This window comes from Paenibacillus sp. EB106-06-01-XG199 (assembly GCF_058791575.1).
This window is the reverse complement of the sequence record NZ_JBYTDQ010000023.1, coordinates 19,629-30,751: the sequence shown is the minus strand read 5'-3', so window position 1 is coordinate 30,751 and position 11,123 is coordinate 19,629. Positions and strand designations below refer to the sequence as shown.

The 11,123-nt window shown below is 44.4% G+C and carries 14 protein-coding genes; 12 read left to right on the top strand and 2 right to left on the bottom strand.

Annotated elements, in window-relative coordinates; translation table 11 throughout:
* Positions 1-110: 110 nt before the first annotated feature.
* Both AC3WT9_RS34315 and AC3WT9_RS34310 read right to left on the bottom strand, forming a co-directional pair.
* Positions 111-998, bottom strand: a complete 888-nt coding sequence (locus tag AC3WT9_RS34315; RefSeq protein ID WP_341379928.1) for an ImmA/IrrE family metallo-endopeptidase — start codon at positions 996-998, stop codon at positions 111-113.
* 103 nt (positions 999-1,101) lie between these two features.
* A complete protein-coding gene (locus AC3WT9_RS34310) occupies positions 1,102-1,491 on the bottom strand; it encodes a helix-turn-helix domain-containing protein (protein ID WP_052092342.1) in 390 nt (129 codons plus the stop codon).
* Between the two features lie 302 nt (positions 1,492-1,793).
* On the opposite strand from AC3WT9_RS34310, the gene AC3WT9_RS34305 reads away from it, so the two are divergent.
* From AC3WT9_RS34305 to AC3WT9_RS34250, 12 genes are all read left to right on the top strand, one after another.
* Positions 1,794-2,315 (top strand): sigma factor-like helix-turn-helix DNA-binding protein, encoded by a 522-nt coding sequence (locus AC3WT9_RS34305; protein WP_341379927.1) that lies wholly within the window; start codon positions 1,794-1,796, stop codon positions 2,313-2,315.
* A 176-nt stretch (positions 2,316-2,491) separates the two neighbouring features.
* The gene (locus AC3WT9_RS34300) at positions 2,492-2,923 is read left to right on the top strand and encodes a hypothetical protein (protein ID WP_341379926.1); all 432 of its coding nucleotides are present in this window, start codon (positions 2,492-2,494) and stop codon (positions 2,921-2,923) included.
* Positions 2,920-3,219 carry a hypothetical protein gene (locus tag AC3WT9_RS34295; RefSeq protein ID WP_341379925.1) on the top strand — a complete coding sequence of 100 codons (300 nt, stop codon included), beginning with the start codon at positions 2,920-2,922 and terminating at the stop codon, positions 3,217-3,219. Before AC3WT9_RS34300 ends, AC3WT9_RS34295 begins: the two co-directional genes overlap by 4 nt.
* On the top strand, positions 3,219-4,664 hold the full coding sequence (locus AC3WT9_RS34290) for a phage tail sheath family protein (protein ID WP_341379923.1): 1,446 nt from the start codon (positions 3,219-3,221) through the stop codon (positions 4,662-4,664). The genes AC3WT9_RS34295 and AC3WT9_RS34290 overlap by 1 nt, the downstream gene beginning before the upstream one ends.
* Positions 4,665-4,676: 12 nt before the next feature.
* The gene (locus AC3WT9_RS34285) at positions 4,677-5,198 is read left to right on the top strand and encodes a phage major tail tube protein (RefSeq protein WP_038597011.1); all 522 of its coding nucleotides are present in this window, start codon (positions 4,677-4,679) and stop codon (positions 5,196-5,198) included.
* Between the two features lie 17 nt (positions 5,199-5,215).
* A complete protein-coding gene (locus AC3WT9_RS34280; protein WP_341379922.1) occupies positions 5,216-5,536 on the top strand; it encodes a phage tail assembly protein in 321 nt (106 codons plus the stop codon).
* Positions 5,537-5,688: 152 nt separating this feature from the next.
* Positions 5,689-8,739, top strand: a complete 3,051-nt coding sequence (locus AC3WT9_RS34275; RefSeq protein WP_341379921.1) for a phage tail tape measure protein — start codon at positions 5,689-5,691, stop codon at positions 8,737-8,739.
* Positions 8,739-8,942, top strand: a complete 204-nt coding sequence (locus tag AC3WT9_RS34270) for a tail protein X (RefSeq protein WP_076112944.1) — start codon at positions 8,739-8,741, stop codon at positions 8,940-8,942. Before AC3WT9_RS34275 ends, AC3WT9_RS34270 begins: the two co-directional genes overlap by 1 nt.
* 2 nt (positions 8,943-8,944) lie before the next feature.
* Positions 8,945-9,976 (top strand): phage late control D family protein, encoded by a 1,032-nt coding sequence (locus AC3WT9_RS34265; RefSeq protein ID WP_341379920.1) that lies wholly within the window; start codon positions 8,945-8,947, stop codon positions 9,974-9,976.
* Positions 9,977-9,978: 2 nt separating this feature from the next.
* Positions 9,979-10,374, top strand: a complete 396-nt coding sequence (locus tag AC3WT9_RS34260; RefSeq protein WP_341379919.1) for a phage baseplate assembly protein V — start codon at positions 9,979-9,981, stop codon at positions 10,372-10,374.
* Positions 10,371-10,793 (top strand): phage tail protein, encoded by a 423-nt coding sequence (locus tag AC3WT9_RS34255; protein ID WP_341379918.1) that lies wholly within the window; start codon positions 10,371-10,373, stop codon positions 10,791-10,793. The genes AC3WT9_RS34260 and AC3WT9_RS34255 overlap by 4 nt, the downstream gene beginning before the upstream one ends.
* The gene (locus AC3WT9_RS34250; RefSeq protein WP_341379917.1) at positions 10,790-11,122 is read left to right on the top strand and encodes a lysozyme; all 333 of its coding nucleotides are present in this window, start codon (positions 10,790-10,792) and stop codon (positions 11,120-11,122) included. Before AC3WT9_RS34255 ends, AC3WT9_RS34250 begins: the two co-directional genes overlap by 4 nt.
* Position 11,123: the final 1 nt, after the last annotated feature.

Sequence of the window (11,123 nt, the reverse complement as noted above, 5' to 3'; positions counted from 1 at the left end):
AGCGTCTTTAGGCGCAGTTTGGCAACGAGGGGTTATACCCCTAGAGCAAACCACCCGTTGGACGGGTGGTCCTGATTTTGGTATATTTTAACGGAAGGATCATGCTTATACTAATTAAACTTCTCTAAAGATCTTCGATCTGTTTCGAGGAGCTGAACGATATCCCTCATATGAAGTACAAAATTTCTTTTGGAATATCCGTATCTGTAGACAAGTTGGTGCACTTGGAGTGTTAATTGTCCATCAAAACAAATTAAGTCCCCGCTTGTAGTTGATTCCACAATGATATCATTTAAGGCCTCTAGTTCAATTTCTTGGAACCGTTCATCCATAGGAATAACAACTTCATATTGTGTAGTTAAAGTCTTATAATCTAAACAAACAATTAGTTGGTCAGGCCCATCAAAATTGCTGTAGGGGTCATAATACGCCAATACTTTTGTCTCTTTAACATGGTTACTCTGTATGTTTGGGTTTTTCTTGAATTTATTATGCAATGTTCTGCCAGATAATAATTCGCCTTCATATTCACGGCGTAAGATTTGATCAAACCTTAACTTAGCCATTTCTCTAGGGACTCCGAAGATGCTCGAGAGTTGATGGATTGCCTGATTGTAATCATCTGATAATACGTATGCTCTTATCATGAAATACGGCATTGTCGCATAGAGTACAAATTTTTGAGCGTCTTCTTCCTGAGCTTTAACAAATTGATTGGGAAGTACGATCTGATTACCAACGTGCCGAAGCATGTGACAGAGCTCATGTAAGAAATCAAAGCGTTGTCTGATTGGAGATATCCGGTTATCCAGAAGAATACATCGCATACCTGAGACTGACTCATAAGCACGGCTACTGATAGGGGAATATTGTACATTTATGTTTAGTTCAATGGAAAGATCATGAATTGTAATTTGCTCTGGGCTCGTAATGTGGTGATCTAAATAAATATGTTCAATGAATTGCTCTAAATGAGTTTTTTTGTAATGTATAAACATAATGGGCCTCCGTTGTGGGAATGTATGTTCGTATATATGGATGCGTGAAACCAGCTCGTCGGCTGGCACCACGATTATGTGTGATTATGCTTACTAGTTGTTATTACTGATCATTTGTTTTTTTCTTCTCCAGGTCTTTAATAAAATTCCAGAAGGTAAGCATTTCCCGTTTTCTTTCTTCTGGAGCACCTAGGTAGTCCTTAAAGAATAGGCTGTGTTCTGGATTGTTAATAAAAGCTTCAAACTCAGCAAGCTCGTGAATCGAGTGGGAAACAACTTCTTCATCAGGTCTAAATGCCAAACGATCCATTTCTTCAGTTGTAATTCCTAGAGCACGGCATACTTTGATGACATTATCTACTGAAGCACCACCTACCCCGCGCATTAACATTGATCTGAGCGTAGTATAAGGAATCCCCGCTTTTTCAGCAAATGCTTTTGTGTTCAGGCCGGTTTCCTCGATCAGTTTCTTTAAGACTTCAGCCCTCCGCACTGTCAAGTCCTCCTCATATCATCAGAATGTTCTTTCTACTAAGATGTAATTCATTATAGAGGTTTTTTTTTTATAAGTAAATGCTCAATATCGTATTTTTTCGCAATAATCAATTGACTAAATACGAAAATGAGTATATTATTGATGGAAAATACGATATTGAGTATTGTAGATCATATTTATTTAAATTGTTTGATATATGAACAAAGCGCATTTATACAATGATAAGTGCTCAATTAGTTCGTATAACAACGTTACAAATACAAAATATGATTAGTTTTTCTCATAAAAGGAGCATAAGGATGACTACAGTACGGACCGAAAAACCAGCCCTGCCGTATACCAGGGAACTTGAGGGCATGCTTTCAGATTATCAGAATACTTTGAAGGTAGCCGAATGTGCTTATGTGAACGCCGATGCTGATGACCGGAAAATCATTTCTGGAATGGTAAGTGACTGCAAATACATTATTGAGTGGCTGACCACAGGTAGGCGTCCGGGAAATAGAAGGGGGATAGAGCGTCGTGCCGGATATGAACGTGAAATATTACTGGAACCGTTACGAATGCAGTTGTTTACCAGTAGCGATGCTATTAATCGAAGTGACTCATTTACAGATGATCGGCGTTCATTGCTTGATTATGCTTTAGAGCCATTGAGTAAAAGGGAGCGAGAATGCTATATGATGGCGCATGGAGAAGGATTTTCCCATGCTTGTATAGCTGAGATGCTTGGAATTTCAGCCGGTAGCGTAAGTGAGTATATTCAACGGGCTCAAAGAAAAATAAGCCCTCTTGTTAATGAAATAAGAGAGTTTGTCTAGCGAATGCCCTGTATGTATAGAAAGACATTTTAAAGCATGTGCTTAACCGGCTTGGCTGTAAGGAGGTGGAGGTTGATATGACTACTAAAGCTAATCTGTTCTAAAGGGTATGAAATAAATTCATAATAATCAGGCAGTGGTTATGAGTGGAAGTGTTTACCGAAAGGGGAAATGATGTGACGATATTTTTGTTGATCAAGGCGATTCAAACCTTTTTGGAAAATGAGCTGGTTGATGATGCATTTGCGGTTCCAAATGTATATTTAGGTGATTTGCCGCCGAATTCTGCAGATAGTCAGGAGGATCCCGAATATCCGTTCATTATCATCCGACCATTTGAGGGGGAGGGAGGTAAGGATAATATACAATCCCAGATTAAACTCCTTTTTAGGACTCGGCCGCGGGATAATTCAGGATTTATTGATTTATTAAACCTGATGGAGCGGGTACGTATACTGCTTATGCGGAAAGGTATCCTGGAAAAGAAATTCGCTATTAATGATAGCTGGAAATGGAAACTTATTGAGGAACAGCCAATGCTCGAATGGGTTGGTGAAGTCATTACCACATGGACTTTACCGCAAATTAAACGGGAGGTAAAAATATGAGTCGAACTAAAAATAATGTTAAATTGCAGGAGGAGCAAGTGGTAACGGTGAAAGAAAATTTGGATTCAGTAAAAATCTATCTTGGCCCGAACTTGCCAGGTGGACGTTTGCTGCAGTCAACTGTCTTTCGGGCCGGTATTCCTGCTTATTTGCAACCACTGATTGTGGAACAGCCGGATGTAGAAGAACTTATCGTACCGGTTAATGGGATGAATGCAGTGCAGGAACGTATTGTTCAGTCCGGTACAGCAGAGTATGCAGCATATCAAAGGCTTTTAGGAAAGGGGAATAATTAATGGTCTATAAACATGGTGTAACAATTATCGAACAACCAACATCAGTCCTGGCACCCACAGAGGCAATGAGCGGAATTCCGTTTGCAGTAGGGACGGCTCCTGTTAATCTGGCTTCAACAGCTGCACCGGTGAATACTCCAGTGCTGGCTTACACTTATGCTGAAGCTGTAGCCGCGTTTGGCTATAGTGATGATTGGAAGAACTATACTCTCTGTGAACTTATCTACTCCCATTTCGTGTTATATCAGAAAGCCCCGTTGATTATGGTTAATGTCCTGGATCCTACAGTGCATAAGACAACGGTACCGCCGGAAGCCGTCACTGTAAATAACCGTGCAGTTACGCTGACGTCTGAGGGGATACTGTTGCCAACGCTCACGGTCAAATCGTCTGACGGAACATCAACATACGTAGCTGGTGTCGACTTTACTGCCGCATTTAATGATAACGGCCATGTAGTGATCTCGGTGAAAGCTGGTGGAAACATTTCAGCTAATGTAGCACAGCTCTCTGTAGGTTATGACCGGATTAACCCAAGTGCCGTAGACTTGGTTGATGTGATCGGTGGTCTTACATCATCTGGGGAATACACCGGTTTTGAGTTGATTAACCAAGTGTATCCGCGTTTCGGGATTCTCCCAGATTTACTGCTTGCACCTGGATGGTCTCATTTCCCTTCAGTAGCAGCAGTGATGAGAGCCAAAGCCAGCAACATTAACGGCAACTTCAAGGCAATGGCGCTGACCGATATTGATCCGGCTCAGGCTTATAGCGATGCCGGAACCTGGAAGTCCGAGAATAGCTATAATGGAACTCTCCAAATTGCCTCCTACCCCATGCTTACAATGGGAGATAATCAGTATCATTTTTCTACACAGCTGGCAGGACTAATCGCAGCAACAGATGGGAGCTATGGCGGAGTACCTTTTGTATCGCCATCTAATAAAGCACTTCAAGCCGATGGTACTGCACTTTCCAATGGGACGAGCTTGTATTTAGGGATCGATCAAGTGAGCTATATGAACAGTCTCGGAATTATGACAGCCCTTAATCTTGGCACGAGCGGATGGAAAGCCTGGGGGAACAACACAGGTTCATTCCCGGGGACGACCGATCCGAAAGACGGCTTTATTCCGGCTCGCCGTATGTTTAATTGGATCGGAAACAGCTTGATTCTGACCTATATGCAAAAGGTTGATGATCCGATGAACAAGCGGTTGATCGCTGCAGTCACGGACTCGGTAAATATTTGGCTGAACGGTCTCGTGGCATCCGGTGCGCTGCTTGGCGGTCGTGTGGAATTTAATGCTTCCGAAAATCAGGCCACTGACCTGATGTCCGGTAAAATTACTTTCCATTTATATATCACTCCACCAGGTCCTGCACAGGAGATCTCATTCCTGCTTGAATACGACACAACTTATTTGGCTGCATTGACAGCCTAAAGGAGGAAAAACATGCCTAATAGATCAGAACGTATTATCGATTATTCAGTTTTCTTGAGTGATCAGGATAGATATTTGGGTACAGCTACTGCTACGTTGCCAGAGATTACTTATCTGGTGGAAACAATCAAAGGCGGAGGAATCTCGGGCGAAATAGAGGCTCCTTCTCCAGGACATACCGGTGTAATGAATCTGTCCCTCAAATGGCGTACGATGGAAAAGGAAGCAGTTGAACTAATGGCTCCTAAGGTTCATATGCTAACCCTGCGCGCATCAATTCAGACGTTTAATACCTCCACTGCTGAATATAATGAATCCGCGCTAAAGATCACAGTACGTGCAAGACCACTGGGGCTGTCACTAGGCAATCTTGAACCTGCGACAACTATGGAGACTACGAATAATTTCTCGGTTAGTTATCTAATGGTGGAACTCAACGGTGAGCGTATATTGGAGATCGACAAATATAACTATGTCCACAGAGTGTTTGACAAAGATTATCTTGAAATTACTAAAAGAAATTTGGCGTTGTGATAAGGGAGGGATAAACAATGGAAAATGAAATAATCGAGGAGGACTTGGCGGAAGTATATACTTTCGCCCGGCCTGTCACTTTTGAAGGAAATACTGTAGAAACTTTGACCATTGATTTCGACAAGTTGACCGGCGTGGATATTCTTGCCTGTGACCGTCAATATCAAGCTGAAGCGGCAAGACATGGTGGCACTGAATTGGTTAAGGAGACGAATAAAGCCTATCAGGCCTACATTGTAGCAAAGGCCGCCGGCGTTCATGTCGGATTAATCCGTGCGCTTCCGGCAAAGGATTTCACTAAGCTGACTTTGCGGGCACAAAGTTTTTTGCTGCTGTAGGCTGTGGGGGTGGCGAGGAGGTCAAGGATCTCGCCGCCCTTCTGGCCATGTTTACCTACACACCCATTCCGTATTTTCTTTCGCTGCCCCTTTGCGAAATGGCAGAATGGGTGGAGCGGGTTACCCGGATTAAGGGAAGGAGGAAATAATTCGTGGCAGGGTCGAGTGGTGCAATTAATAGTTATAATATTGTTTATCAATTGAATGCCGTTGTATCTGCCTCCTTTCGCCGGTCGGTGGGAGAAGCAGAGGACAGTATAGAAGATGTTGCAAGGGTTCTTCGGGAGTTATCACGAATTTCAGGTTTTGATAATGTGCGGCGAGATGCGGACGCAGCGGAAGATTCAGTTGGAGAATTAGGCGAGAGTGCTTCTAAACTTGGCCACATTTTGGAAGGCATGAAGGGACAGCAGGAACTATTCTCTGAATTGAAATCAGGTGTCGAACCTCTTAAGAAAATTATGACCGGAATCAATGAATCCGCTGATGCTATGGCCCAATTGCAGGCATCGACAGGAATGACAACAGAGCAGATGGAGGATATGGAGGAAATCTCTAACAGTCTTTATCGCCAGAACTATGGTAAAGGCTTTGAGGATTTAGGTGACTCTCTGGCGCTGGTTAAAAAAGTATTGCAGCAAAGTGGGGATGAGCTTGAGAAAACTACGGAGAATGCGATTACCTACCGGGATGTTTTTAAAGGAGAGCTGCCTGATTCCTTAAAAGCAGTGGATGCGATGATGCAGCGGTTTGGCATTAACTCCGAGCAAGCTTATAACTTGATGGCTCAAGGGGCACAGAAGGGCTTGGACCGATCTGGTGAACTACTTGATACGACAAGTGAGTATAGTGTGTATTTTGACAAAATGGGCTATTCAGCTAATGAGATGTTCAGCCTCTTCAGTGCAGGGATCGAAAATGGGGCCTCTTCGCTTGGAGGTGTAGCTGATGCAGTGAAAGAGTTCAGTACAGCAATAATGAGTGACTCTGACTCAGTAAGCGCCTCTATATACGAATTGTTTGCGCCAGAGCAGTTGGACAAGTTCAGCGCAGCGCTTGTAAAGGGCGGTGCAGGTTCGGCTGAATACGCTCAACTTCTGAAAGTGGCGGGAAAGACTGTAGCTGACACCCTGACAAAAGATTTAAAAGCGGGCGGAGATTCTGCGAAGAAAGCCATGCTGGAGCTGCAGAAAACACTTGGCAGCGGAGAGAAGATTTTCAAGGGGCTGTCGAACGGTTCACTTACCGGCAAGCAAGCGATGGAGCAAGTGATTCAGAAGTTAAAGGAAATTAAAGATCCTGTAAAACAAGCACAACTTGCTGGAGAGCTATTCGGCAGTCAGTTCTCGGCTATTGGCAGCGAAGCCGTCCTTGCGCTCGGGAGCACCCGAAGTCAATTCGACATGACCAAGCAGACTATGGAAGAAGTTGCTGCTGTAAAATACAGTACGTTGACACAGCAGTTCCAGGCTGTCGGCCGTGAAATGATGACCGAACTGATCGTTCCGCTTGGAGAGAAGTTGATGCCGCTGCTTCAGGGTCTGGTTCAATGGATGGGGAACAATAAAGAGCTCATGATGGTCATCGGCCTTGGAGCTCCCGCGGCGGCAATCGGAGTGAATACTCTCAAGATTGTTCAGGGTTTCCTGAAAATCGGAAGTGCAGCTGGCGGGGCAGGCACTGCGGCTGGCGGGTTTGCCGGAGCGCTGGGACTGCTGACGAATCCAGTGGGGATAGCTGTGGGGGCACTGGGATTAGTGACAGCTGGGGTGGTCGCTTATAAACATCATCAGGAAAATGCCCGGCAGGAATTACTGCACATGGGCGATGCACTGGATGAAGCTGGAGAGAAATATGAAGCAGCACAAGGAAAGGCGAAACTCACCAATGACCTTGTCTGGGAATATCGGCATTTGAATGAAAAAATAAAAGAGAGCTCAACCAGTTCAGAAGGATTGGCTAAAAATACAGAAACTTTAGCCAAGCAGCAGGAGCGTTTACGTGAAGTGACTACCAAACTGCAGGAGCTACATCCTAAGACAATAAGTCAATACGAAATTGAGAATGGGAAGGTTGAAGAGAAGCTGGACCTTATGAAGCAGGAAAGCGATGCAGAGAAGGACTTGCTGAAAATCACCCTTGAGAACAAAATATACGAGGCTGAAGACAATCTTCCTGAGCTTGAAAAAGAGATGTCTGAACTTCAGAGCAGTTCCCAAAGTTTGGCGATGGAGAAGGGTATGCTTGATCCTGCAATTTCCGACCTTAAAAAATTCGAAGCGGAGTATGAACGGTTGATGCAACTCCCTAACTCGGATGAAAAAAATGAACAGCTTGAGGAACTGCGTCAAAAGGTCAATACAATAACAGGTGAGGTAGGATTTAATGTAGAAGGTACTAGTACTAATTTTAATGATATAAACCAGCTACCTGGTCTTAAAAATGCAATAAAAAGAATAAAAGAGAAGCGAGACAAAGGCTCAGAAGAACTTCAGAGTATTTTGGAAGAGCAGGTAATTGCCCAAGACACTTATGAAACTCTTTATGACAATAAAAAAAGTTTAATTGAGAATAATCTTGGTGGAGCTCTGGAGGAGCAGGCAGCCAAGTATAGGACATTATCTGATGCTCAAAAGCTGCAATTTCAGCAAGCGATGGAGGATGCTTCGGAACTGAACACGACATTGTCCATGATGCCCAGTGATAAAAAGATAAATGTTATGCTGATATGGGAGCAGACAGGGCAAGTCCCTGATTTTAGACTTACAGAAGATGACTGGATAGAAATTGATAAGACAATAAAGAATGGCGGTAAGCCAGATTTACGGACTTCAGCGGGTCAAAAATATAACCGTTTGCAGCAACGTGATCCTGGTTCTCCGGGTTATGCGGGTTTTGAGGATGGAGGCATAGCTTTACGTCCTTCTATATTTGGAGAAGCAGGCCCTGAAATTGCAATTCCACTCAATCAGAAGCCGCGTTCCCGCTCCCTTCTGGAGAAAGCAAATGACTTAATGGGTTACACCAGTTCAACTAGCTTAACGGAGGGGAATATACAGGTCAACTGGGCGCCGCAAGTTACGATTCAAGGAGGGACGCCGTCTATTGCGGCTGAAGTAGCCAAGGCCATTCAGGATCAACAACCGGCATTTGAACAACGGTTTCAGCAAATGATCCAGCAGCAAAGGCGGGTGAGTTTCTAATGATCTACAGGACAGTACAAGGTGACACTTGGGATAGTGTCGCCTTTCAGGTGTATGGAGACGAGCAATTAATGACAATGCTCATGAATGCAAATCCCAACCATACGGAAACAGTCATCTTTTCTAGAAATATCGCCATAAACGTGCCTGATAAGCCAGTCATCACTTCAGATATGCTTCCGCCTTGGCGAAGGGAGGATTAACCTTGGATTTGCCCCAAAACGCCCGAAGGGCAATGCTGGTACTTCAGTATAACGGAAAGGATGTAAGCAAGGATATTGCAAAATCACTGACAGGTTTTCAGTACAACGATGCCGCTTCCGGTTCACTTGATGATATTTCTATCTCACTGGAGGATACAGGGCGTAATTGGCAGGGGGCCTGGGTTCCAAGCGAAGGGGATCGAATTCATGCCACAATACGCACTATAAATTGGGATGCGCCAAATGAAATTAAGAAGCTGCCACTTGGGACATTTGAAGTAGACAGCATTGAATTTAACGGTCCGCCGGATACGGTGGCAATTAAGGCAGTGTCGCTTCCAATCAGTTCGGAAATTCGAATACAGCAAAGCTCGCGAGCCTGGGAGAAAACGAACCTAAATACGGTGGCTGCTGAGGTTGCCAAACGGGCAAAGCTAAAGCTGCTTTATAGGGCTGAAGAAAACCCCTCCTATGATCATTTGGAACAGACAGAGCAATCGGATTTAAGTTTTTTGTTGGAGACAGCGACCCGAGAAGGAATTGCCATTAAAGTATCAAACGGTACTTTGGTTATGTTTGACGAATCTGAATATGAAAAAAAGTCACCAATCGCGACTATAACACGTGGTGAGGACAATGTGAAGGGGTATGGATTTTCAATCAATACGGCATACTCGGCATACCGTGCCTGTACGATTACGTATACACCACCTAAAAGGAAAGAACCGGTACAAGCAACGTACACGCCTGCTGGTGCTCCGAAGACTGGTCCTATACTAAAGATAAACGAACAGGTAGATGATCAAGCTGCGGCCATACAACTGGCTCGTAAAAGGCTGAGGGAGCGCAATAAAGAAGGCGGAAAAGGCTCATTATCTCTCATGGGAGATATCCGCATGGCAGCTGGCCTGACTATTAATATAGTGGGCTGGAAGCGATTTGATGGTAAATACATTATTGAGTCTGCAAGACATGTTATCGGAAGTGGAGGCTATACAACTGATTTGGAAATAAGAAAGGTATTAGGGTGGTAATCATGAACTTTATTGGACAAGTTTCTACGGCAGACCCGGGATCCGGCAGCGTGCGGGTTACCTTTCCTGACCGGGACAATATGGTGTCAGCACCGCTGCCGGTTATTACACCAGCGGGATGGGAACGTACAAATGCTTTTCCGGAACCTGGGGATACCGTTCTTTGTGCATTTTTGGATAATGACCGATCTGCAGGTTTTTGCCTGGGGACCTACTATGGTTCAGAGGATGCTCCGCCTGGTGATGTCCATCAACAGGGTGTGTGGTTTGAGGATGGCAGCTATGTCTTTTATGACCGTAGTACCCGTATGTTAAATATTAAGTCAGTCGGCGGTATGAAAATTGATGGGGATTTGACCGTTACCGGGAATGTTACAAGTTCAGGAGGCGTATTATGAGCGGAGAAGCAGAAGCGGATATCTATACTGTCGGCGCTCTTGGGCCTCTCGTATTTTCTGTCTCCGAAGCATACATTCTAACGCTCCAGGATTTAGTGCGAAGCAGCACGGGGCGCTGGGCGCAACATGATATTATCGGGCAAAAGCCTAAAAAAGAGTGGCTGGGACCTGGAGTGGACACAGTGACCTTTTCTATACGCTTTTCTTGGGAGTATGGTCTAAACCCCAGGAAAGCAGTGGACAAGTTAACAGAGCTGGAACGGGCCGGTAAAGCACTCCCTTTGGTTATCGGAAATAAGGGTGTAGGAACAGGGCTATGGGTGATCACTAATATGACACAAGCCTGGGAGCAGCTTGACAACAGGGGGAATGTCCATGTGGCAAAAGTTGATCTTACATTGGAGGAATATGTAAAGTGATCTATACCGTAGATACTACCCAGCAGTCAAACATAGATTTTGCACCGGAAACTATAGCGGAAGAAATTGCCCAAAACGTTCGGACCATTCTCATGACACCGCAGGGCAGTGCACCGCTGGCACGAAGCATCGGATTAGATTATGGGATAGTGGACGAGCCCTATTCCTTCGCAAAGACACGTATTATAAGCGAGATTATGTCTGCTGTGGCTGAACAGGAACCACGAGCGCAAATAACAGAAATATTTTTTAAGGATGACCTGATTGATGCTTTGACAGGCCGGATACTAGCAGTGGTGCAATATAGTTTAAATGAGGAGGTGATGTGAT

Bases quoted from the DNA above. Each gene is read 5' to 3' on its own strand.
- AC3WT9_RS34315 (WP_341379928.1), bottom strand. From the start codon at position 998: ATGTTTATACATTACAAAAAAACTCATTTAGAGCAATTCATTGAACAT.
- AC3WT9_RS34305 (WP_341379927.1), top strand. From the start codon at position 1,794: ATGACTACAGTACGGACCGAAAAACCAGCCCTGCCGTATACCAGGGAA.
- AC3WT9_RS34295 (WP_341379925.1), top strand. From the start codon at position 2,920: ATGAGTCGAACTAAAAATAATGTTAAATTGCAGGAGGAGCAAGTGGTA.
- AC3WT9_RS34290 (WP_341379923.1), top strand. From the start codon at position 3,219: ATGGTCTATAAACATGGTGTAACAATTATCGAACAACCAACATCAGTC.
- AC3WT9_RS34285 (WP_038597011.1), top strand. From the start codon at position 4,677: ATGCCTAATAGATCAGAACGTATTATCGATTATTCAGTTTTCTTGAGT.
- AC3WT9_RS34280 (WP_341379922.1), top strand. From the start codon at position 5,216: ATGGAAAATGAAATAATCGAGGAGGACTTGGCGGAAGTATATACTTTC.
- AC3WT9_RS34270 (WP_076112944.1), top strand. From the start codon at position 8,739: ATGATCTACAGGACAGTACAAGGTGACACTTGGGATAGTGTCGCCTTT.
- AC3WT9_RS34260 (WP_341379919.1), top strand. From the start codon at position 9,979: ATGAACTTTATTGGACAAGTTTCTACGGCAGACCCGGGATCCGGCAGC.
- AC3WT9_RS34255 (WP_341379918.1), top strand. From the start codon at position 10,371: ATGAGCGGAGAAGCAGAAGCGGATATCTATACTGTCGGCGCTCTTGGG.